The following is a 22,030-nucleotide window of genomic DNA, read 5'->3' as shown; positions in this document are numbered from 1 at the left end:
ATTAGGAGTTGCTTATATGGGAAGACTTTTTGGTACGGACGGTGTCAGAGGAATCGCGAACAGCGAGCTGACCTGTGAAATGGCTATGAATATCGGCCGCGCCGCGGCCATGGTGCTGACGGACGGCAACCACAGGCATCCGAAAATCCTGATCGGAAAGGATACCCGCCTTTCCTCCGATATGCTGGAAAGCGCTCTGACGGCGGGCCTTTGCTCCGTCGGGGCCAACGTGGTGCAGCTCGGCGTCATCCCGACCCCGGCGGTCGCGTTTCTGGTCGGAAAATACAAGGCGGACGCGGGCGTAATGCTGACGGCCAGCCACAACCCCTGTGAATTCAACGGGATCAAAATTTTCAGCGGCGACGGCTACAAGCTGCCGGACGCGCTGGAGGAGCAGATCGAGGCGATCGTGCTCGACCACGCGCAGAAGCCGGACTGCCCGGTCGGCGGAAATGTGGGGAGCGTTTCCCGCGCGGAAAACGCGGCGCGCGACTACATTGACCATATCAAGAGTACGGTTCCCTTTTCGCTCGACGGTATGCGCATCGGCATCGACTGCGCGAACGGAGCGGCAAGCCGCACGGCGGAAAGGCTGTTTACCGAGCTGGGTGCGGAATGCCACATGCTGGCGGACCGTCCGGACGGGGTCAATGTCAATGAGAAGTGCGGCTCCACCCATATGGAGAGCCTGATGTCCTTCGTCAAGGAAAACCGTCTCGACGCCGGCGTTGCCTTTGACGGCGACGCGGACCGCTGTCTTGCGGTTGACGACAAGGGACAGCTGGTGGACGGCGACTTCCTGATGGCCATCTGCGCCGCGGATCTGAAAAGCCGCGGAAAGCTCGGCAAAAACACCGCGGTCGGAACCATTATGACCAACATGGGCTTTAACCGTTTCTGTGACGACAACGGCATCAAATTCGCCGCCACCAAGGTCGGCGACCGCTATGTGCTGGAAGAAATGCTGCTGGAGGGCTATAACTTCGGCGGCGAGCAGAGCGGGCATATTATTTTCCTCGACTTTGCCACCACCGGCGACGGCGAAATGACGGCCGCGCAGCTGCTGAGCATCGTCCACCGCAGAGGGGCGAAGCTTTCCAGCCTTGCCACCCTGATGACGCGTTATCCGCAGATCATCGTCAATGTGGAGGTCAGCGCGGAAGGCAAACTGCGTTTCTACACCGACGACAAGGTAAAGGACGCCATCGAAAAGGCGAAGCAGAAGCTGGGCGGCAGCGGGCGCGTCGTTGTCCGTCCCTCCGGCACGGAGCCGCTGCTCCGCGTCATGATCGAGGGGGAGGACCCCGAATATATCAGCGTGCTGGCCAACTCCGTGGCCGATACCGTGCGTGACAGGCTGGCGTAAAAGCCGGATCAACGGGCTTCGCGTCAAGAAATGAATTCACCCAGACGTTTCCCCGGGCCGCGAAACAGAGCGGCCGGACAGGAACGCTGTAAGATAAGAGTAGGGAATAAATTGAGAACTGCAAACTGGAAGGATTACGAACTGCTGGATACGTCCGCGGGGGAAAGGCTGGAGCGCTGGGGCGATATCGTCCTCATCCGGCCCGACCCGCAGATCATCTGGAATACGCCGAAGAAGCATCCCCTGTGGAATTCGGCCCACGCGCGCTACCTGCGTTCCTCCACCGGAGGCGGAAACTGGCAGGAGCTGAAAAAAGTGCCGCCCATGTGGAAAATCCACTATGGGGAACTGACTTTTCAGCTCAAGACCATGGGTTTCAAGCACACGGGCATTTTTCCGGAACAGGCCGTGAACTGGGACTTCGCAATGAAAAAAATCGCGGAGGCGGACCGGCCGCTGAAGGTGCTGAACCTGTTCGGCTATACCGGCGCGGCGACGCTGGCCTGCCTGAAAGCGGGCGCGCAGGTCTGCCACGTGGACGCGTCGAAGGGCATGGTCGCCTGGGCGAAGGAAAACGCCGCCGCGTCCGGTCTGGAATCCAGACCGGTCCGCTGGCTGGTGGACGACTGCGTGAAATTTGTGCAGCGGGAACAGCGCCGGGGCAACGCCTACGACGGCATTATTATGGACCCGCCGTCCTACGGGCGCGGTCCGGGCGGCGAGGTGTGGAAGCTGGAGGAACAGCTTTATCCGCTGGTGGAAATGTGCATGCCGGTTCTTTCGGAGCATCCGCTGTTCTTTATCCTGAACTCCTATACGACGGGGCTGTCCCCGGCGGTGATGGAATATCTTCTGGGCGCGCTGATTCAGAAAAAATTCGGCGGCCGCGTTTCTTCCGACGAAATCGGGCTGCCGGTGACCGGGAGCGGGCTGGTGCTGCCCTGCGGCAGCACCGCGATATGGGAAAGTAAATGAACGATAAACAGGTAGGTATAAAAATGGATTATATCAAAGCGGACAACATCTCCTTCAGCTACGACGAGCCGGAAATCGAAGAGCAGCACGAGGTCCTGAAAGACGTGTCTCTCGATATCCGCAAAGGCGAATTCGTAGCCCTTCTGGGCCATAACGGTTCCGGGAAATCCACCATCGCCAAAACCTTCAACGCCATGCTGCTGCCCAGCGGCGGCAAGGTGTATGTGGACAATATGGATACGGCGGACGAGAGCGTGCTCTATGAGATCCGCCGCCGCGTCGGCCTGGTGCTGCAAAACCCGGACAATCAGCTTGTCGCGAGCATCGTTGAGGAGGACGTGGCGTTCGGCCCGGAAAACCTGGGCGTGCCGCCAGCTGAAATCCGCAAACGGGTGGACGACGCGCTGAAGGCGGTGGAAATGTACGACTACCGGCTGAACGCGCCGTACAAGCTTTCCGGCGGGCAGAAGCAGCGTATCGCCATCGCGGGCATCATCGCCATGCAGCCGGACTGCATTGTGCTGGACGAGCCCACCGCGATGCTCGACCCCCGCGGGCGCACCGAGGTCCTCAATACCATTCATAAGCTGAATGAAGAACAGGGGATCACCATTGTCCTGATCACGCATTATATGGATGAGGCCGTACAGGCCGACCGTGTAATTGTAATGGACAGCGGCAACATTCTGACCGAAGGGACTCCGCAGCAGGTCTTTTCCCAGGTGGAGCTGCTCAAGAAGCATCAGCTGGACGTGCCGCAGGCCACCGAACTGATTTATCGTCTGAAAGCGGGCGGGTTTGACCTGCCGGACTGCGCGCTGACCATTGAGGAATGTGTCGCGGCGCTTGAGCCGCTTTTAAATAAAGCATCTTTAGGAGAAACGTATGCCGATCATTGAGACAAAGAATCTGACCTATACCTACGGGGAGGGAACCCCGTTTCGCAAGACGGCGGTGGACGACGCGAACATTTCCATCGAACCCGGCGAATTCATCGGGGTCATCGGGCACACCGGCTCCGGAAAATCCACCCTGATCCAGCAGCTCAACGGTCTGCTGCGCCCCACCTCCGGCACCGTGCTGCTCAACGGGAAGGACATCTGGGCGGAGCCGAAAAAAATCCGCTCCGTGCGCTTTCAGGTCGGCATGGTCTTTCAGTATCCGGAGCATCAGCTTTTTGAGGAAACCGTCTTGAAGGATATTTCGTTCGGCCCGGGCAACATGGGGCTCGATAAGGATGAAATTCTCAAGCGCGCGCGCTGGGCCGCGGATTTTGTGGGCCTGAGCGGGGAACTGCTTGAAAAAAGCCCGTTCGAGCTTTCGGGCGGGGAAAAACGGCGCGCCGCCATCGCGGGCGTCATTGCCATGGACCCGGAGGTGCTGATTCTGGACGAGCCCACGGCGGGGTTGGATCCCCGCGGGCGCGACGTGCTTTTAAGCCAGATCGTCAGCTACCACGAGGTCAGGCACAACACCATCCTGCTGGTTTCCCACAGCATGGAGGACATCGCCCGTACCGCGGACCGTGTTCTGGTCATGAATTCCGGCAAGACCGCCATGTTCGAAGAAACGGAAAAGGTGTTCGCGCGCGACGCGGAGCTGGAAACAATGGGCCTGCGCGTGCCACAGATTACGAAAATCATGGCTGTTTTAAAAGCAAAGGGCTACCCTGTTTCCACCGTCCTGACGATTGAACAGGCGCTGCGGCAGCTGATGCCGCTTTTGGAAAGGGGGAGCAGGAAGCATGGTTAGAGATATTACGCTCGGGCAGTATTTTCCCGGAAGGTCCTTTATACACCGCCTCGACCCACGCGTCAAGATCGTCATTACCTTCGTCTATATCGTCTTTATTTTCGTAGCCTCCAATTTTGAGGGCCTGCTCACCATGTCGGCGCTGATTCTGGGGGTGCTGCTCCTGTCGGGCGTTCCGCTGAAACAGTATTTTAAAAGCCTGAAGGCCATTTTGTTCGTGGTGATCTTCACTTCCGTGCTGAACCTGTTTTACGGCGGCGGCCGGGTCCTGTGGAGCTGGGGCTTTGTTCAGATTACTTCCGGCGGCGTATCCAATGCCGTTTTTATTACCATCCGCATTGTCAGCCTGATCCTCTTCAGCTCCGTTCTGACCTTTACCACGTCCCCCACGGAGCTGACCGACGCGCTGGAGCGGATTATGAAGCCCTTGAAGCTGTTCCACGTCAAGGTGCATGAGATCGCCATGATGATGACGATCGCGCTCCGGTTTGTGCCGACGCTTCTGGAAGAGACCGATAAAATCATGAGCGCGCAGAAGGCGCGCGGGGCCGATATGGAAAGCGGCGGCCTGATGCAGAGAATCCGGGCGCTGATTCCCGTGCTGATTCCGCTGTTTGTCTCCTCCTTCCGGCGGGCCTACGACCTGGCCATGGCGATGGAGTGCCGCTGCTACCACGGCGGGGAAGGCCGTACGAAAATGAAGGTGCTGCATGTGTCCGGCCTGGACGCGGTCGCGGCCGCGCTGACGCTCGTCGTCTGCGCCGCGGTGATTTTCTGCGGAATCTATTTCCCGGCGTCCCTGCACTGAGAAAGAAAACGAACTTCTTACAGAAAGGAGCGGCACGATGAGAAATCTTCTGCTGATTATTTGTTACGACGGCTCCCGGTACCACGGCTGGCAGATTCAGCAGAACGCCGTTTCCGTACAGCAGGTTTTTCAGGAAGCGCTTTTCCGGGTGATTGGGGAAAGGCCGGACATCAAGGGCTGCAGCCGCACGGATTCGTTTGTACACGCCCGCCGGTACTGCATCAGCCTGAAGACGGAGCATGCCATTCCCTGTGAGCGTCTGGTCGGCGCGCTGAACCATTTTCTGCCGGAGGACATAGCTGTGCTCAGCTGCCGGGAGGTATCCCCCGATTTTCACGCGCGCTATTCCTGCAAGGGCAAGGAATATATCTATCAGATCTGGAACCATCCGGTCCGGAACCCCTTTCTGAACCGCCGTGCGCTGCACTACTGGTACAGCCTGGACGAAACGCGCCTGAACGAGGCCGCCGGCTTTTTCGTGGGCACGCACGACTTTACCTCGTTCTGCACAATGGATGCGCGCGAACGGGGCAATATGACGCGTACCGTCACCAAAGCGGAGGTGAAAAGAGAGGGCGACCTCGTCACCTTTACCGTGGCGGCGGACGGTTTTTTATATAATATGGTAAGGATTATGGTCGGTACGCTTCTGCGTGTGGCGCAGGGCAAGCTGGAGCCGCGGGATGTGGAACGGATCCTTGAAGAGAAAAACCGCAACGCGGCCGGGCCCACCGCGCCGCCTTACGGACTGTTTTTAAACCGTGTTTTTTATGAGGATGTGAAATAACATGAGCGACAGGGGGCAGCGGTTCGACACAACCGAAATAGACACAGCCAAATACCAGCAAAGGATGGAAAAGCGCAGGAAAAAGCGCCGTGAACGGCGGGAAAGCCGCGTCCCGCGCTGGGTGTATAAAATTATTCTGATCCTGATTCTCTGTGTGTTTTCCATGCTGATCTGGTTCAACCGCTATAATCTGACCCCGTCAAACGTGCTGGAATGGGTGCAGAACAGCGTAGTCGGCATGGGAATCGGCGACGGCTTCCCTTCCAGGATTGCGGGAAGCTCCGTTTCAAAGGGCAATTTCCAGTCGATGAATAAAGAGGCGGTCGTCGTCAGCGATACCGCGCTGACGGTGCTGAACTCTACGGCAAAGGCCGTCGTCAGCCGCCAGCACAGCTTTTCCAGGCCTGTTATGAAGGTCGGCGGCAGCCGGATCCTGATCTATAACCTCGGGGGAAAGGGCTATCGGGTGGAGAGCCAGAGCAAAACGCTCGTGAAAGAGGACGGGCAGCAGAATATCCTCGCCGGGGCGCTGGCGGCAAACGGCCGTTACGCGCTGATTACGCAGGCGGACGGCTACTTAGGGTGCCTTACGGCTTACGCGGCAGACGGCAAGATCCTGTTCCACTACTGGTTTTCCGATTACTACCCCACCGCCGTCGCGCTGAGCGCGGACGGCACGAAAGCGGCGGTCGCCGCGGTGAGCGCGAAGGACGGGGCGATGACCTCCGCCGTATACCTGCTCGATTTCGGCAACAGCAAGCCGGTGGAGCCGTTCGCGGTCTATCCGGAGAATATGATGCTGGATATTTCCTACAACGGCAACGGCACGGTGACGGCGGTCGGGGACCGTCTGACCGCGGTGATCGGCGCCGGCGGAAAAACAAAAGCAAATTTTGATTATCAGGGACTGCATCTGTCAGCATATAGTATGGATAGCGGAAAGACCGCTTTGGGGCTGACGCCTTACGGCAGCGCCGGAAACGGCAAGCTGGTCGTGCTGGACGACACCGGCAGCGCCGCGGCCTCCGTTGTGTTTGCGCATCCGGTCGAATCCCTTTCGCTTTACGCGGACGCAATGGCTGTCCTTTCCCAGGGGCAGGTACATTTTTATTCCGCGGCGGCGGGTACTCTGACCGGAACCTGCGACGCGGGAAGCGACGCCAGGGCGATCGCCCTTCACGACGAGACCTCCGTCTATATCCTGGGCGTTTCGGAGATTCGTCTGGCCAACAGCAAATGAGTCCCCTTGTAGTTGGCGGCGTTTTGTGTTATATTAAATTTCATATGAAAAACCATATGGGTCATGGAGGCGGAAGTTGGGCACAATATTGGATGTGACTTTTTGCGTAATAGCCTTGTTTTTTGTGATTTCAGGCTTTAAAATAGGATTTGTCCGGTCTCTGGTGGGGCTGGTTGGTTCCGTTTTTGCCATTGCCGCCTCGATTGTGCTGTCCAATTACCTGACAGGCGCAATCTGCCTTGCTCTTGCCAGGCTGAGCCCGGTGACGGTGTTTGGCCGGGCGGCCGTTAAGGTCCTGTCGATCCTGGTACTTTTTGTACTTCTTCAGCTTTTGGTTCAAATGGTTTCCCGCGCGCTGGACGCCGTTTTCAGCCTGCCGCTCCTGCACGGGGTCAACTCCCTGCTCGGCGGCGTGTTCGGGCTGGTCAGGGGCGCGGTGGCCGTAGTGGTTCTCTGTGCCGTTCTGCAGCTTTCCCTTCCGTTTCTTACGGCAAAATTCCCGCAGATGAACGCAAAGGAAATTACACAGTCCAATATTTACAAGTATGTATATATTCATAATCCGGTATATTTACTGTACCAGGCGGAAATTTAGAACGAGGTAACTATGAATGAAAAATAGGAACAAGAATATTAATATACCAAACGGGCTGTCGGTTCTGCGCATCCTTTTGATCGCTCCGTTCGTTTATTATTTTATGCACGATAAACTGCTGCCGGCGGCGGTGGTGCTGATTATTTCCGGCCTTACCGACATGTTCGACGGAATCATCGCGCGCAAATTCAACCAGTTCACGGAGCTGGGGCAGATGCTCGACCCCCTTGCCGACAAGATGACGCAGGGCGCGGTCGCGATTTGCCTTGCCATTGAAGAGCCGGTTCTGATTCCGCTTCTGGCGATCTTCGTTCTGAAGGAAGCCGTCATGGTGATTGCCGCCTGTTTCTTAATTAAGAAGAACAAAAGGCCCGGCGGCGCCAAATGGTACGGCAAGGTCGCGACCACCCTGTTCTATGTTTCCTTTGCCGTGATCGTGACGATGAAGGGAATCTGGAAAATTCAGGACCTGACCGTGACGATTATCCTGCTTTCCATTACCGCGGCGTTTATGATCTATGCTTTTGTCCAATATTTTAAAATGTACCTTTCCATCCTGCATTCCAACGATCCGAAGGATACCATGAACCTGGATGAGCTGATGGATAAGAAATCAACCAGAAAATAACTTGGGAAACAACCTGATGATGGGATATATTTATTTTTGAAAGAGAAGAAGTGATGGATGCCTATGATGTGTTCGAGATGCCATAAAAGGCCGGCGGTTGTGTTTATCTCACCGACGGTAAATTCCAAAGAAAGCCAGGGCCTCTGCCTTGTCTGTGCCAAAGAGCTCGGCATAAAGCCGGTCAATGATCTGATGGAGAAAATGGGGATCACCGAGGAACAGATGGAGGCAATGGAATCGGAACTGAATGAATTGATGGCCGCCAATTCGGATGGCACGGAAGAGGAGGACAGCGGTGACGACGGCTTTGTGCCGGGCGGGGCCGCGACTTTTCCTTTTCTTCAGAATATTTTCTCCGGCAGTGAAAGCAGCCCGGAAAAGATTCAGAATAACGAACCGGTTAAAAAGGACAGACGGGAAAAAAGAAAGACCAAACGCAAGCATCTGGACGCCTATTGCACCAATCTGACCGCAAAGGCGCAGGCGGGTGAGATCGACAACATCGTCGGCCGCGACAAGGAAATTTCCCGTGTGATCCAGATCCTGAGCCGCCGCACGAAAAACAATCCCTGCCTGATCGGGGAACCGGGCGTCGGAAAAACCGCCGTGGCGGAGGGGCTCGCCCTGCGTATCGCCAAGGGAACCGTCCCCGCAAGGCTGATGAGGAAAGAAATTCATCTGTTGGATTTAACGGCTCTGGTTGCCGGAACACAATTCCGCGGCCAGTTTGAAAGCCGCATCAAGGGCCTTGTGGACGAGGTGAAGGCGGAAGGGAATATCATACTGTTTATCGACGAGGTGCACAACCTTGTCGGCACAGGCGACGCGGAGGGCTCCATGAACGCCGCCAATATCCTGAAGCCGGCGCTCTCAAGAGGCGAAATACAGGTGATCGGCGCGACGACGTTTGTGGAATACCGCAAATACATTGAAAAGGACGCCGCACTGGAAAGGCGTTTCCAGCCCGTTACCATAGCGGAACCATCCGTAGAGGAGACCGTAGACGTGCTGATGGGTATCAAATCCTATTATGAGACGTATCATCGGGTCCGTGTGCCGGAGCAGATTGTGCGCAAGGCCGCGGTCCTTTCCGAGCGGTATATCAACGACCGTTTTCTGCCGGATAAGGCGATCGACCTTCTGGACGAGGCATGCGCCTGTGCCGCGCTGAGAAATATTCCCATGGCGGACTATGATTCAGCCAACTTTGAGCTGGAAAAGCTAAAGGAGCGTGAGGAAGAGCTTACGGCGGACGACGTTCAGCCGGATTATGAAAAGCTGGCCGAGGTGCGCACCGAGATTTCCAGGCTGGAAGACAAAACGAGGCAGCTGGCCCCCCTGGCGCTGGGAGCCGAGGTAGAGGAACAGGACATCGCGCGCGTGATCGAGCTCTGGACCGGTATCCCCGCGAGCAGGATTCAGGAAAACGAGCTGAAAAAGCTGGCGGATATCGAGGGCATTTTAAATTCGAAGGTGATCGGGCAGCAGGAAGCGGTAAAAGCTGTTTCGGCGGCGATCCGCCGCAGCAGGGTGCAGATCAGCCCCCGCCGCAGGCCTGCGTCTTTTATCTTTGTGGGCCCCACCGGCGTGGGAAAAACCGAACTGGTCAAGGTGCTGTCAAAGGAGCTGTTTGACACGCCGGAGACGCTGATACGGCTCGATATGTCCGAATTTATGGAGAAGCATTCGGTGTCCCGCATTATCGGCTCTCCGCCGGGCTATGTCGGCTACGACGAGGCCGGTCAGGTCACGGAGAAGGTCCGCCGCCGTCCGTACTCGGTTCTGCTGTTTGATGAAATTGAAAAGGCGCATCCCGACGTGATGAACATCCTTCTGCAGATTCTGGACGAAGGCCGCATCACCGACGCGCACGGCCGCACCGTCAACTTTGAAAACACCGTCCTCGTCATGACTTCCAACGCGGGCAGCGAAAAGAAGGAAGGCGCACTGGGATTTGCGAAGAGTACCGCCGACGTCACCCGGGAAAAGGCGATGAAGGCCCTCTCGGACTTTCTGCGCCCGGAATTTTTGAGCAGGGTAGATGAGATCATCGTGTTCCGTTCGCTCAGTGTGGACGATTTTGAGGCCATTTCCCACCTGATGCTGAACGAGTACGTCGATTCCCTGAAGGAGCGCGGCATCCGGCTGGCTTATGACGATAAGGCCACTCATTATCTTGCGCAGCACGCCTTTGGCGGCAAGAGCGGCGCCAGGGACCTGAGAAACCTGATCCGCCGCCAGGTGGAGGATAAGATTGCTTCGCTGATCGTGGAGAATTACGGCGACACGGTCACAGGTATTGCCGCAACGGCTGACGAAAAAGATGGAATTATCCTGAATGTTTTGAAATAAATATTAAAAATTTGGAGAACAGTCGATGACGTATTGACATTTGCCACTGAACTATGCTACAATAATAGCCGTCGCTAAAATGCGAGTGTAGTTCAGTGGTAGAACTCCAGCCTTCCAAGCTGGTCGTGTGGGTTCGATTCCCATCACTCGCTCCATGGGTATAAGCGCCAATAGCTCAGCTGGATAGAGCAACTGCCTTCTAAGCAGTAGGTCAGGGGTTCGAGTCCCTTTTGGCGCGCCATATATGGTGGATGTAGCTTAGCTGGTTAAAGCGCCAGTTTGTGGCACTGGAGACCGTGGGTTCGAATCCCATCTTCCACCCCATTTAAAAATTGGCGCGGGGCATAACTGAGTTGTTCCGCGCTTCATATTGGGCTGTAGCCAAGGGGTAAGGCAACGGACTTTGACTCCGTCATTCCGTAGGTTCAAATCCTGCCAGCCCAGCCAACGGGCCTGTCTGCGGGCGTTGTACGCGGACAGGCATTTGTTATTGACATTAGCCTTTAAAGCTGATATAATATACAAGTTGTTTATGAATCATTAGCTCAGTCGGTAGAGCACTTGACTTTTAATCAAGGTGTCCGGGGTTCGAATCCCCGATGGTTCACCAAAATAAAGAAGCACCCCTGCGGGTGCTTCTTTATTTTGCCATTGGGGGTGAGAACCCCGCGTTACAGGATGGGAGAAAAATGAGACGAAGATTCGTTTTGTTCTGGGGTCCTGTAAAAAAGTTTTCTTCATCGCAATACGGACAGCCGCCGCCGGAGGCGCAAAAAGGCGCGGTGCGCCCGCGGGTGGAGTGTGCCAACACCCGAATCCCCGATGGTTCACCAAAATAAAGAGCACCCGCAGGGTGCTTTTTATTTTGCCATTGGGGTGAGAACCCCGCGTTACAGGATGGGAGAAAAATGAGACGAAGATTCGTTTTGTTCTGGGGTCCTGTAAAAAAGTTTTCTTCATCGCAATACGGACAGCCGCCGCCGGAGGCGCAAAAAGGCGCGGTGCGCCCGCGGGTGGAGTGTGCCAACACCCGAATCCCCGATGGTTCACCAAAATAAAGAAGCACCCGCAGGGGTGCTTTTTATTTTGCCATTGGGGTGAGAACCCCGCGGTGAAGGAAGTTAAAGGGAAGAGTTTTATATGCGGGATTTCTTTGTCCTGAACCAAGGGCTGGGGGGGGTTACAGTTCAGTTTAACATACAAATAACGAATGAAATCAAATGCAAGTCGTTTTGTGACTATTTGGCCTTTCTAATTACTATTGACCGCTGCATTCCACAAAATTTCCAAATTTCAAAAATTTTTCATAGGTTTTTGCATAGGCAATAACATATTCTTCACGGGGGTAATAGTCCGTTATGTAGTCTTCGCAAATATGGACCTGTGATTCCGGAATTGAGGAATAAATTCCAGCGGCAACCGATGCATAGATGGCTGCACCACGTGCGCAGGCCTGAGTTGCTGCGGAAATGTGAATCGGACGGTTAAGAACATCTGCCATTAACTGCATGGAATAAGAAGATTTGCGGGCAATACCGCCGACTGCAATGATTTCTTTGATTTCTATTCCTGCCGATACCAAGCTATCAAAAATCGTTTTGGAACCGAAACATGCCGCCATCGATAAAGCTTCAAAAATCTCGGGAGCTTCCGTACCAAGTTTTAACCCATATATGCCGCTTTGCAGCGTTTCGTTAATATTTGGATATCTTCTTCCGTTGAACCAGTCCAAAGCCACGATGTTGGATACCTTGGGAGCGGAGTGTATACTTTTTTCCAATGTGGAAATCATGCTTTCCTGTAGTTCTTTCTCCAATTTTTCTTTTTGCTCGTCTGTAATAAGGGAAGAATGGTTTAAAATATTATGTGTTGGCCACATCAATATTTTGCGGAACCATGCAAAAATGTCGCCGAATGCTGCCTGACTGGCTTCAATCCCTACATAGCCCGGTATGATGGAGTCTTCTGCCTGTCCGCACAGCTGCTTTAAATTTTTGCCTTTTAAATTTTCGTGTTTTTCAATCAGCATATCAACTGTGGAGGTGCCCACAACTTTTACAAGGGTGGTTGGTTTGATCCCTGCGCCAACCGCACCGGCATGCGCGTCAAAGGAACTTCCGCCGACAACAGCTTTTTCACTGATTCCCAACTTGTCGGCCCATTCTTTTGATATTGGCCCGAGACAGGTTCCCGCATTTTGCGGGCCGCTGCCGTAACGCCTTGCAACAACTCCCAGATAAGGATCGATGCTGCTCAGGCAATCTGTCGAGGGCAGCCCGTTGAATTCGCTGTTCCAAAGGGCTTTGTGACCGGCAGCGCAGGAACAGCGGTACATCGTCAGAGGGTCTGTGTGATGGGTAAGAACGGCCGGAATCCAGTCGCTGTGCTCCACCCAGGACCAGGCTGCTTCTTTCACACGCGGATCAACACGCGAAGTGTGAAGTATTTTGGCCCACCACCATTCGGAACTGTAGGTGCCTTGAAATTTGAGATAATCAATTCCGTTGAAATTGGACAATCTATCATTAATTTCCTGAGCTTCTTTTATAGCGGTATGGTCCTTCCATAAATGAAACATTGCGTTGGGGTTTTCATGGAATTCATCCAAAAGCGCTAAGGGAATCCCCTCTCTGTTTACCGGACAGGGAGTTGACCCCGTTGTATCAACGGAGATGGCGTAGACGTGTTCGCCTGCGTTTGGTCCACATTCAAGAACGGCCTGTTTAACACATTTTTCAAAAGATTCCAGATAATCCAGCGGGTGTTGCCTGAATTGATAATTTTCCGGTTCGCAATATTTCCCTTCCGCCCACCTTGGATATGCGCATACAGCTTCCCCTTTAGTTTCACCCGTTATAGCGTTTACGACTATTGCGCGAACAGAGTCACTTCCAAAATCTGCACCAATCACCAATTTGGTCTCCATGAAAAAGTCCTCCTTAATATTATACGGTTGAATATTTGAAATAATAATTCAACCAATATGATGTCTGGCTAAAAACTCACTTTTCACATTAAATATAATCTACAGAAAGAAGCTTGTCAAGTGAATTATGAATTAAATATTCACAATAAACTCAAAAAATCAACTAAAAAGAATAGAAAAATATTAATTTTTTAAAAACTATTGACATTCTCAGTAAATAAAGATATTATAACTGCATACGAATGAAATATTCATTCACGACGAGTTTCAGAGAAAGATTTGCAAGCAGACTCCGAATAAGTTTGATAAGGGGGCGATCGGCATAGATAATATTAGCGTCGAAAATACCGGAACTTTGGTATTGGTAAAAAACATGCAGCATAAACTAACATCTCAGCAGAAAAAAGTGGCGATGTATGTAATTGCAAATCCTGCAAAAACGCTGGATTTGACGGCGGCGCAGCTGGCAGAGGAAATCTCGGTCAGCGAAGCAAGTGTTGTTCGTTTTTCAAAAGAAATTGGCTTTAAAGGATACTATGAGTTTAAGATCCATCTGGCGAAAGATCTTGGCGCGGATAATGAACAGCCGGTTCCTGAAAGCATTTTGAGGACGGACAGTTCTATGGATGTGTTTCAAAAAATTATGTCTTCTGAACAGGAGGATTTGAAATACACTACTGAAATGCTGAATAAGGATGACTTCATTAAAGCGGTGGACATGATCAATCAAGCGGAAAAAATCGCCTTTTTCGGGATAGGAAGTTCGTATGTGGTCGCTTATGATGCTTTTTGGCACTTTTCCAATATCGGAAAAAAGGCTCAGGTGGAGCAGGATCAGGGTGCTCAGATGTTATTGGCACAGTCGCTGGGAAAAAACGATTTGGCGGTTGCCATTTCCCTGTCGGGAGAGTCAAAGATCACCAATTTAAATGTGAAAATTGCACATTCCAACGGCGTACCGGTGATCAGTTTAACCCAGAACTCAAAATCTGAAATTGCACTTTTCAGCGATTGTGTTCTATTGACGTACAGCAAAAATTATCAGACACACGATTTGGCAACTGCGTCCAGAATCGCGCAGCTCGCAATTTTAGATGCTCTCTGTACCGGAGTAGCGGTTAAAAACTGGGACTATGCATTGGAATATCATCACAATATTTCCAAATTGATCCGGTCACAGCAATTTTAATATGTTTTTAATGCAAGAAAGGAAGAGAAGATGAGAAAAATTAAGGTACAAGAGTTAAGTGTGGCAGCCTTTGCTCCATTTGGATCCTATGTGAGTGTTACGGATCCAAAGACAAACAATTTAGGGGAAGGACCGTGTACATTTTACCGTGACCCGGTTTCCATGCATGTTTCTCCGAGCATGGAGCTGACTTTTTCCATTCTTAAAGTACAAAAGCCAGAAAAAATTATTGTTAAGGCAAGTGAATATCACAATTTTACCGCAGAGGCCTGGATGCCGGTAAACGACGATGCAATTCTTTATGTTGCTCCCGCAAGTAACCTCAAACCGGTTCCGGAGGAAACAGTTGCTTTTTATGTCCCTCAGGGAACACTGGTGAAAATGAATACCGGTGTTTGGCACTATGCACCTGTTCCTGTACATAAGGAATTTGTAAATCATCTGATCGTTTTGCCGGAAAGAACATATGCGAACGACTGCCATGAAGTACAGTACGACGAAGCGGATTGGATTGAAATTGAGGTCTAGTCAATCATTTTAATATCATTGTATAGGAGAGTAAAAAATGAGTATTCAGGAACTTTTTAGTTTAAAAGATAGAGTAACAATCATTACAGGCGGAGGGCAGGGCCTTGGCAAAGAGATGGCTCTGGCGCTTGCAGATGCAGGGTCCAATATTGTTATTGCACAAAGGAACATGAAAACGGCGGACCAGGCCAAAGCTGAAATTGAGGCGCTGGGAGTAAAATGCTTAACGGTTAAAATGGACGTTACAAAACCGGACGAAGTTAACGCCATGGTCGATGCAGTTCTGAAGGAATTTGGAAAAATTGATGTGCTTTTCAATAATTCAGGTGTCTGTATTCTGGGTGATGCGGAAAGCATGCCGTTGGATGATTGGAATACGGTTATCAATACGAATTTGAATGGCTGTTTTATTGTTTCTCAGGCGGTAGGAAAAGTCATGCTGAAGCAGGGTAAAGGAAACATTATCAATGTTGCCTCTATGTCCGGCATGATTGTCAACACACCGCAAAATCAATGTTCTTACAATGCCTCTAAGGGCGGTATTATTATGCTGACTAAGAGCATGGCAACAGAATGGGCGCAAAGGGGTGTTCGGGTCAATGCGCTTTGCCCGGGTTATATGCGTACAGAAATGAGTGAGGAACATTATCGGAGCAAAGATCCTATGATTGACAGATGGTTCAGCATGACGCCGATGGGCAGATCCGGTGTGCCGTCTGAGCTGCGCGGTATTGCGGTATACCTTGCTTCAGACGCCTCCAGTTATGCTACGGGTTCTACCTATCTGGTGGATGGCGGTTATACAGCCTGGTAATCTATTTTCAACTTTCGTTGCAGGGAGGACCATAGTAATGTTGCTGATGGGCATAGACATTGGAACCACGAATTGCAAATTACACATTTATGACCAAAATGGAGATTATGTTGACGGGGCAAAATTCAGTATGGTTAGCAATGCAGAAGATTATGATTCGGATTTTGTATGGAATAATCTGAAGGATTGCATTAAAAAACTTGCGACAAATAGGAACCTGGGACAGCAAATTGCTGGAATCGGTATCAGCAGTCAGGGCGAGTCCGGATTATTGATAGATAAAAATCATGTTCCTCTGACCCATGTAATCCCTTGGTATCACACGGGTGCACAGGAAATTGTAGAAAAAGACAAGGAAAAACTCGACAGTACTGAAATTTACCAAATTACAGGACTGGATCCCTATTATATTTTCAGTTTACAAAAAATCAGATGGCTGAAGGAGCACCATTTTTCTGAATATAAAAATGCATTTAAGTGGCATTGCCTGAATGACTACATTGGATTAATGCTCACAGGACAGGATCGGATGGAATATTCATCGGCGTCACGTACCATGGCGTTAGACATTGCAGGGCGTCGGTGGTCCGACAGAATATTTGAGCTTACGGGCATCAAAAAATCACTTATGCCGGATTTAATTGAATCAGGTTCCGTATTGGGAAAAATCACTTCGTCAGTAGCTCGGGAGCTGAATATTAATCCGGAAGCGGTTGTTACTCTTGCGGGTTTTGACCATATGGTAGGTTGTTTTGGAGTGGGAGCTAACTATCCCGGTACGGTGGTGGCTTCCATGGGAACGACGGAATCTGTCTGTATGATAGAGGAATCCGTAGAACTTGGTCGGTCTTTTAACGGATACTTATGGGGCGATAATGTCATTAAAAATAGGTTCTATAAAATAGGCGGAATTCCATGCGGCGGCCGTACGATTGACTGGGCGATTGAGAACATATTAAACGCGGATGTCTGTGAGGATACTTATCGTTTATATTCAAAAAAGTGCAGGGAGAGCTCTACCGGCAGCGGAGGAGTTATTTTTCTGCCTCACCTTAACGGCTGTTATACGCCTGAAATGAACAGCGATGCCAAAGCAATGTTTACAGGAATTACACTGAATACCTCAACAGCGGATTTGCTCAGAGCTGTAATCGAGGGACTTTGCTATGAATTCAGAGTAGTTTTGGAGCAGGGCAAAAAAAGCGGGATTGATGATATTCTGGCAATCGGCGGAGGAACAGCAAACCATTTTTGGCTGCAGTGCAAAGCCGATGTTCTAAATATTCCGATAAGAACAGTGGAAGTAAAAGAAGCGGTTACTTTCGGTGCCGCACTTTTAGCAGGACATGCTGCCGGCATTTACTCTGAAGATCAAAACATTCAAGTGAAAACGGAGAAGACTTTTTATCCTGATCCAGAAGCTCACGCGGTTTATGAAAAGATCTATCAAAAAGTGTATAAGCAACTCTATGCTACAAATATACAAATTACGTCAGAATTAGATAAGATATTAAAGAAAGGAGGATAAAATCATTGGGCTTAGTTACAATGAATGCAGTACTGGAAAAAGCAAAAAAAGGGAATTATGCCGTTCCCGCCTTCAATGTTTGTAATCTTGAATTTATAAAAACCGTTATTGAAACAGCTGAAAAAATGAATTCTCCTGTTATTGTAGCAACACATCCCGTAGAGATTGAGTATGCGGGCATAGAAAGAATCAGCTCCTTGGTTCAGTCTTTTGCCAAAAAGGCACATATCCCGGTTGTACTCCATCTGGATCATGGAGATACGTACGAAAGAACGGTAGACTGCATTGAGCATGGGTACACCTCTGTTATGTTTGACGGCTCTGGGTTTCCATATGAGGAAAATATAAAGCGGACGCAGCAGGTTGTGAAAACGGCGCATGCACAGAATGTCAGCGTGGAAGCGGAGCTGGGACTGATCGGGGGAAATGAAGGAGATGCTTTCAACAAAGCGGGGGGACTCAGCAGGGATAACCTGACGAACCCGGAACAGGCAGCGGATTTTGTTTTGAAAACCAATGTCGATTCTCTTGCGGTAGCAATTGGTTCGGCACATGGATTTTATAAAGGAGTTCCGCAGATCGATGTTGGAAGGCTTTCCCAAATCCGCGGCAGGGTTTCCATCCCGCTGGTTTTGCACGGAGGCTCCGGCATTCCGGACAAAATTATCCGTGATTGTGTGAAACACGGCATCAGTAAACTGAATATTGCTACAGAACTAAAGTATGCGTATTACCTCGGTATTTTAAAGTCTATCAAAGAAAGCCCGGATGAATTTGATCCGAGAAGCGTGTTTGCTGTTGCAATGAAAAGCGCGGAGGACTTGATCAGGCAAAAAATTGACCTGGTTGGTTCCGGGGACAAAGCGTAAACTGAGAATTATATATTGACTATATAATTATTTATTATTTGGAGGAGTTTTAAAATGAGAAAGTTTCTATCGATTGTTTTGGCATTAGCAATGACAGCAGCTCTTTTTGCTGGCTGCTCAGCGACCGATTCCCCGTCAGCTGCAGCAGGTTCAGAAGCGACATCACAGGCTGAAGCAGGAAGTGAAGCGGCTAAAACAGTTAAGATCGGTGTTTCTGTTGCAAATTTGGCCAATTCCTTCTATCTGGAAATTAAAGAAGGTCTTGAGAGTTCGCTTAATAAAGGCGATCAGCTGAGTATCACCGATGCAAATTTGGACAGCGCGAAGCAGATTAATGACATTGAAGACATGGTACAGCAAAAGATGGACATCATCTTAGTCGACCCTGTTGATTCAAAGGGAATTAAATCCGCTTTGGATTCCTGTGCAAAAGCGAATATTCCGGTTATCGCTTTCAATTCTCCAGTAGACGATGTTGACTTAGTGAAATCTACGGTTGCTTCCGATAACTACATGGCGGGCGAGCTGATAGCGGAGGCACTTGCAAAAGCCATCAATGAAAAAGGCAATATTGCCATGTATAACTACAGCGTGGTTAAGGTCTGCAAAGACAGAGGAGACGGATTTGAGGCGGGAATTTCCAAATATCCGAACATAAAGATTGTAAACAAGCAGGAAGGAAAACCGGCAACGGACGCATCTCTCCCCGTTATGGAAAATATCCTGCAGGCCAACCCCGACATCGTCGGAGTGTTCGCATTAAACGATCCTGCCGCAATTGGCTGTATTGCGGCTATTGAAAGCGCCGGAAAAATTGATCAGATCAAAGTTGTCGGTGTTGACGGTTCCAAGGACGGAAGAAGTATGATCACTAATGGTAAAATGCTTGCTTCCGCAGCGCAGTTCCCCAAAAAAATCGGTTCTGTCAGCATCGAAACCGCATATAAGATTTTGGCCGGTGAAAAGGTGGAAGCCGATATAAAAATCCCGGTTGAGCTGGTTGATAAATCGAATGCCGCAAGCTAATTAAAAACGATTCAAAACGGGCAGGTAAATAACGCAAGATGATTATCTGCCCGTTTTACTTTTAAAATTTCAATTTCTGACTCACAAAGGGGCGTAAATGATGGATGAGTATATTCTTCAAATGGAAAATATCAATAAAGCTTTTCCTGGAGTAAGAGTTTTGCATGATGTGAGTTTTTCCGTAAAACAGGGAGAAGTGCATGCCCTTATGGGAGAGAACGGCGCGGGGAAATCAACGCTGATGAAAATACTGGGCGGAATTTACAGCATGGATTCCGGAAAAATCAAAGTGAACGGGGAAGATGCCCTGATCAGCTGCGTGGCGGATGCACAAAAATACGGCATCAGTTTAATACATCAGGAGATTTGCTTAGCTAACAACCTCTCTATCGCGGAAAATATTTTTATGGGCAGAGAAATTACGGGAAAAGTAAAAGGCTTCTTGGACTTTAAAACGATGGTTTTAGAAGCGCAGAAAATTTTGGATTCTCTGAATATGAAAATTGATGCAAGAACACATGTGGGCAAATTAAGTATTGCCCAGCAGCAAATGGTCGAGATTTGCAGGGCGCTTTCCACAAATGCAAGAATCATTGTTATGGATGAACCGACCGCATCTCTGAGTAATACGGAGATTGAAAATCTATTTCTACAAATTCAGAAATTAAAAGCAGCAAATGTTGCAATTATATATATTTCTCACCGAATGGATGAAATATTTAAGATTGCAGACACCATTACCGTTTTAAGGGACGGTGAGCGTGTAGGCAGTATGACTACGCAAGAGCTGAGTCCCGATACGCTGATTAAAATGATGGTTGGCAGAGGACTGAAAGAGGTGTTCCAAAAAGTCAAGCTTAATATTGGTGAGGATCTGTTGAGGGTTGAAGGGTTCAACAATCAGTATTTAAAAAATGTTCATTTGAACTTGAGAAAAGGTGAAATCCTCGGGATTTCGGGATTGGTCGGAGCGGGAAGAACAGAGCTCGCCCGTGCCATTTTTGGGATTGACCCGCTGGATTCAGGAAAAATCTTCATCGACGGCAAAGAAGTAAAAATTAGATGTCCGCAGGATGCGATTCAGCACGGGATTGCGCTTGTTCCTGAAAGCAGAAAAGAAGACGGCCTGTTTTTAAATCAGACGGTATCATTTAACACGACAATATCAATTTTAGAGAAGTTTATCCGGTTTATCCATACGGATTATAAAAAGGAAAATGAAATTCTTGATAATTATATCAATACTTTTTCAATAAAGATGTCAAGCAGAAATCAGCTGGCTCTGGAATTAAGCGGCGGAAACCAGCAAAAAATTGTTATCTCCAAGTGGCTTGCCACGGAGCCTAAAATCTTAATTCTTGATGAACCTACCAGAGGTATCGACGTAGGGGCCAAAGCGGAAATTTATCAGATGATGTATCAGATTGCACAGTACGGGGTGTCGATTATTTTAATATCTTCGGAACTGCCGGAGATTATCAACCTAAGCAGCCGCGTCGCCGTCATGCATGAGGGCGAATTAGTTAAAACGATTGATGTGGAAACTGAAGAAATTTCTCAGGAAAAAATTATGTATTACGCCGCAGGAGGATGGAATAATGAAAATAGCAAATAAATTGACCCTGTCTGATAAGTCCTCGAATCCGGTTATCAACTACCTGAAAGATAACGCGGGAACGTTGATCGGATTGGCCGGGTTAACACTGGTGCTCTCTATTACAACCACAATGTTTCTGGCCCCGGATAATCTATTCAATATTTTGCGGCAGGTATGTACGAATGCTACGCTTGCTTTTGGCATGACTTTTGTATTAATTATCGGAGGAATCGATTTATCCGTCGGTTCTGTTTTAGCGGCGAGCGGCGTTACCGTTGTAATTCTTCTTGAACGGGGGATGCCGTGTATCCCCGCAATTTTAATCGGCGTTTTAATGGGCGCCGTGTTCGGACTGATTAATGGATTGATTATTGCTTACACAAATATGCCGCCGTTTATTGTTACCCTTGCAACACAGATGGGAATCAGGGGCATATCCTACATAATCACTTCGGGAAGATCGGTTGCCAGCACGGATCCCCAGTTTAATGCGATAGGGAACGGATATATAGGCCCTGTGCCGATTCCGGTTTTGATGGTTGCGATCCTCATCGTTCTTTCCTCCATTATTCTGAATAAAACACGGTTTGGGAGAAGAATGTATGCTACCGGCGGAAATGTGGAAGCTGCCGTCTATTCTGGAATTAAAGTGAAAACAGTTCAGATATGGGTTTATACCATCTGCGGCATTTTGGCATCCATAGGCGGTATTGTATTGGCATCCAGAATGTATTCCGGTCAGCCAACGGCAGGAAATGCATATGAGGGAGATGCGATTGCCGCAGCCGTTCTTGGTGGGACCAGCTTTAACGGCGGTATCGGTACTATCGGCGGGACGCTGATTGGTGCGCTTATTATTGGCGTTTTGAATAACGGTTTAAATTTACTTAAAGTATCTTTTTACTGGCAGCTTGTCATTAAGGGTATCGTAATACTCGTAGCGGTATATATTGATATCTTGAAAAAGAAAAAGAAGAAATAATTTCCCGAATTGAAGATTAAATTGTAAAGGACATCGTAGAATCAATTCAATATTTTTATATCTTCAGA

At 49.8% G+C, this 22,030-nt stretch carries 19 protein-coding genes and 5 tRNA genes; 23 read left to right on the top strand and 1 reads right to left on the bottom strand.

Annotation, left to right across the window (positions count from 1 at the left end):
- Positions 1 to 16 precede the first annotated feature (16 nt).
- The 15 genes from glmM to ACQGQ5_RS03820 all read left to right on the top strand — a co-directional run bounded on the left by glmM (position 17) and on the right by ACQGQ5_RS03820 (position 11,113).
- Positions 17 to 1,366 carry a phosphoglucosamine mutase gene (gene glmM / locus ACQGQ5_RS03890; RefSeq protein WP_455735278.1) on the top strand — a complete coding sequence of 450 codons (1,350 nt, stop codon included), beginning with the start codon at positions 17 to 19 and terminating at the stop codon, positions 1,364 to 1,366.
- A 111-nt stretch (positions 1,367 to 1,477) separates the two neighbouring features.
- Positions 1,478 to 2,341, top strand: a complete 864-nt coding sequence (locus tag ACQGQ5_RS03885; protein WP_455735277.1) for a class I SAM-dependent methyltransferase — start codon at positions 1,478 to 1,480, stop codon at positions 2,339 to 2,341.
- Between the two features lie 23 nt (positions 2,342 to 2,364).
- Entirely contained in the window at positions 2,365 to 3,240 is an 876-nt protein-coding gene (locus ACQGQ5_RS03880) for an energy-coupling factor transporter ATPase (RefSeq protein ID WP_455735276.1), read from the top strand.
- The gene (locus tag ACQGQ5_RS03875; RefSeq protein ID WP_455735275.1) at positions 3,227 to 4,093 is read left to right on the top strand and encodes an energy-coupling factor transporter ATPase; all 867 of its coding nucleotides are present in this window, start codon (positions 3,227 to 3,229) and stop codon (positions 4,091 to 4,093) included. Before ACQGQ5_RS03880 ends, ACQGQ5_RS03875 begins: the two co-directional genes overlap by 14 nt.
- Complete coding sequence (locus tag ACQGQ5_RS03870) at positions 4,086 to 4,901, top strand: energy-coupling factor transporter transmembrane component T family protein (RefSeq protein WP_455735274.1); 816 nt, start codon at positions 4,086 to 4,088, stop codon at positions 4,899 to 4,901. The genes ACQGQ5_RS03875 and ACQGQ5_RS03870 overlap by 8 nt, the downstream gene beginning before the upstream one ends.
- Positions 4,902 to 4,938: 37 nt before the next feature.
- Positions 4,939 to 5,688 (top strand): tRNA pseudouridine(38-40) synthase TruA, encoded by a 750-nt coding sequence (gene truA / locus ACQGQ5_RS03865; protein ID WP_455735273.1) that lies wholly within the window; start codon positions 4,939 to 4,941, stop codon positions 5,686 to 5,688.
- A 1-nt stretch (position 5,689) separates the two neighbouring features.
- A complete protein-coding gene (locus ACQGQ5_RS03860; RefSeq protein WP_455735272.1) occupies positions 5,690 to 6,928 on the top strand; it encodes a DUF5711 family protein in 1,239 nt (412 codons plus the stop codon).
- Positions 6,929 to 7,004: 76 nt separating this feature from the next.
- Entirely contained in the window at positions 7,005 to 7,523 is a 519-nt protein-coding gene (locus ACQGQ5_RS03855; protein WP_455735271.1) for a CvpA family protein, read from the top strand.
- Positions 7,524 to 7,539: 16 nt separating this feature from the next.
- Positions 7,540 to 8,151 (top strand): CDP-alcohol phosphatidyltransferase family protein, encoded by a 612-nt coding sequence (locus ACQGQ5_RS03850; RefSeq protein ID WP_455735270.1) that lies wholly within the window; start codon positions 7,540 to 7,542, stop codon positions 8,149 to 8,151.
- 63 nt (positions 8,152 to 8,214) lie between these two features.
- A complete protein-coding gene (locus ACQGQ5_RS03845) occupies positions 8,215 to 10,503 on the top strand; it encodes an AAA family ATPase (protein ID WP_455735269.1) in 2,289 nt (762 codons plus the stop codon).
- Positions 10,504 to 10,584: 81 nt separating this feature from the next.
- Positions 10,585 to 10,658, top strand: a tRNA-Gly gene (locus ACQGQ5_RS03840).
- A gap of 9 nt (positions 10,659 to 10,667) precedes the next feature.
- Positions 10,668 to 10,744, top strand: a tRNA-Arg gene (locus ACQGQ5_RS03835).
- 6 nt (positions 10,745 to 10,750) lie between these two features.
- Positions 10,751 to 10,827: transfer RNA gene (locus ACQGQ5_RS03830), tRNA-His, on the top strand.
- Between the two features lie 47 nt (positions 10,828 to 10,874).
- Positions 10,875 to 10,950: transfer RNA gene (locus ACQGQ5_RS03825), tRNA-Gln, on the top strand.
- 87 nt (positions 10,951 to 11,037) lie between these two features.
- Positions 11,038 to 11,113: transfer RNA gene (locus tag ACQGQ5_RS03820), tRNA-Lys, on the top strand.
- 648 nt (positions 11,114 to 11,761) lie between these two features.
- Here ACQGQ5_RS03820 and ACQGQ5_RS03815 read toward each other — a convergent pair.
- Entirely contained in the window at positions 11,762 to 13,429 is a 1,668-nt protein-coding gene (locus ACQGQ5_RS03815; RefSeq protein ID WP_455735268.1) for a ribulokinase, read from the bottom strand.
- 361 nt (positions 13,430 to 13,790) lie between these two features.
- On the opposite strand from ACQGQ5_RS03815, the gene ACQGQ5_RS03810 reads away from it, so the two are divergent.
- The 8 genes from ACQGQ5_RS03810 to ACQGQ5_RS03775 all read left to right on the top strand — a co-directional run bounded on the left by ACQGQ5_RS03810 (position 13,791) and on the right by ACQGQ5_RS03775 (position 21,962).
- On the top strand, positions 13,791 to 14,618 hold the full coding sequence (locus ACQGQ5_RS03810; RefSeq protein WP_455735267.1) for a MurR/RpiR family transcriptional regulator: 828 nt from the start codon (positions 13,791 to 13,793) through the stop codon (positions 14,616 to 14,618).
- Positions 14,619 to 14,648: 30 nt separating this feature from the next.
- Complete coding sequence (locus tag ACQGQ5_RS03805) at positions 14,649 to 15,146, top strand: ureidoglycolate lyase (protein ID WP_455735266.1); 498 nt, start codon at positions 14,649 to 14,651, stop codon at positions 15,144 to 15,146.
- A 37-nt stretch (positions 15,147 to 15,183) separates the two neighbouring features.
- Positions 15,184 to 15,960: an SDR family NAD(P)-dependent oxidoreductase gene (locus ACQGQ5_RS03800; protein ID WP_455735265.1), complete on the top strand. Its 777-nt coding sequence runs from the start codon at positions 15,184 to 15,186 to the stop codon at positions 15,958 to 15,960.
- Between the two features lie 37 nt (positions 15,961 to 15,997).
- Positions 15,998 to 17,488: an FGGY-family carbohydrate kinase gene (locus tag ACQGQ5_RS03795; RefSeq protein ID WP_455735264.1), complete on the top strand. Its 1,491-nt coding sequence runs from the start codon at positions 15,998 to 16,000 to the stop codon at positions 17,486 to 17,488.
- 5 nt (positions 17,489 to 17,493) lie between these two features.
- Positions 17,494 to 18,357: a class II fructose-bisphosphate aldolase gene (locus tag ACQGQ5_RS03790; protein ID WP_455735263.1), complete on the top strand. Its 864-nt coding sequence runs from the start codon at positions 17,494 to 17,496 to the stop codon at positions 18,355 to 18,357.
- 54 nt (positions 18,358 to 18,411) lie between these two features.
- A complete protein-coding gene (locus ACQGQ5_RS03785; protein ID WP_455735262.1) occupies positions 18,412 to 19,383 on the top strand; it encodes a substrate-binding domain-containing protein in 972 nt (323 codons plus the stop codon).
- Between the two features lie 97 nt (positions 19,384 to 19,480).
- Complete coding sequence (locus ACQGQ5_RS03780; RefSeq protein WP_455735261.1) at positions 19,481 to 20,998, top strand: sugar ABC transporter ATP-binding protein; 1,518 nt, start codon at positions 19,481 to 19,483, stop codon at positions 20,996 to 20,998.
- Positions 20,982 to 21,962, top strand: a complete 981-nt coding sequence (locus ACQGQ5_RS03775; RefSeq protein ID WP_455735260.1) for an ABC transporter permease — start codon at positions 20,982 to 20,984, stop codon at positions 21,960 to 21,962. The genes ACQGQ5_RS03780 and ACQGQ5_RS03775 overlap by 17 nt, the downstream gene beginning before the upstream one ends.
- Positions 21,963 to 22,030 lie beyond the last annotated feature (68 nt).

Source organism: Caproiciproducens sp. (assembly GCF_053840905.1).
The sequence above is the reverse complement of the archived record's forward strand: the minus strand, read 5'-3'. Positions and strand labels throughout refer to the sequence as shown.

Excerpts from the sequence above, each read along its gene's own strand:
- glmM (WP_455735278.1), top strand. The coding sequence starts at position 17 with ATGGGAAGACTTTTTGGTACGGACGGTGTCAGAGGAATCGCGAACAGC.
- ACQGQ5_RS03880 (WP_455735276.1), top strand. The coding sequence starts at position 2,365 with ATGGATTATATCAAAGCGGACAACATCTCCTTCAGCTACGACGAGCCG.
- ACQGQ5_RS03875 (WP_455735275.1), top strand. The coding sequence starts at position 3,227 with ATGCCGATCATTGAGACAAAGAATCTGACCTATACCTACGGGGAGGGA.
- ACQGQ5_RS03870 (WP_455735274.1), top strand. The coding sequence starts at position 4,086 with ATGGTTAGAGATATTACGCTCGGGCAGTATTTTCCCGGAAGGTCCTTT.
- truA (WP_455735273.1), top strand. The coding sequence starts at position 4,939 with ATGAGAAATCTTCTGCTGATTATTTGTTACGACGGCTCCCGGTACCAC.
- ACQGQ5_RS03860 (WP_455735272.1), top strand. The coding sequence starts at position 5,690 with ATGAGCGACAGGGGGCAGCGGTTCGACACAACCGAAATAGACACAGCC.
- ACQGQ5_RS03850 (WP_455735270.1), top strand. The coding sequence starts at position 7,540 with ATGAAAAATAGGAACAAGAATATTAATATACCAAACGGGCTGTCGGTT.
- ACQGQ5_RS03845 (WP_455735269.1), top strand. The coding sequence starts at position 8,215 with ATGATGTGTTCGAGATGCCATAAAAGGCCGGCGGTTGTGTTTATCTCA.
- ACQGQ5_RS03815 (WP_455735268.1), bottom strand. The coding sequence starts at position 13,429 with ATGGAGACCAAATTGGTGATTGGTGCAGATTTTGGAAGTGACTCTGTT.
- ACQGQ5_RS03805 (WP_455735266.1), top strand. The coding sequence starts at position 14,649 with ATGAGAAAAATTAAGGTACAAGAGTTAAGTGTGGCAGCCTTTGCTCCA.
- ACQGQ5_RS03800 (WP_455735265.1), top strand. The coding sequence starts at position 15,184 with ATGAGTATTCAGGAACTTTTTAGTTTAAAAGATAGAGTAACAATCATT.
- ACQGQ5_RS03795 (WP_455735264.1), top strand. The coding sequence starts at position 15,998 with ATGTTGCTGATGGGCATAGACATTGGAACCACGAATTGCAAATTACAC.
- ACQGQ5_RS03785 (WP_455735262.1), top strand. The coding sequence starts at position 18,412 with ATGAGAAAGTTTCTATCGATTGTTTTGGCATTAGCAATGACAGCAGCT.
- ACQGQ5_RS03780 (WP_455735261.1), top strand. The coding sequence starts at position 19,481 with ATGATGGATGAGTATATTCTTCAAATGGAAAATATCAATAAAGCTTTT.
- ACQGQ5_RS03775 (WP_455735260.1), top strand. The coding sequence starts at position 20,982 with ATGAAAATAGCAAATAAATTGACCCTGTCTGATAAGTCCTCGAATCCG.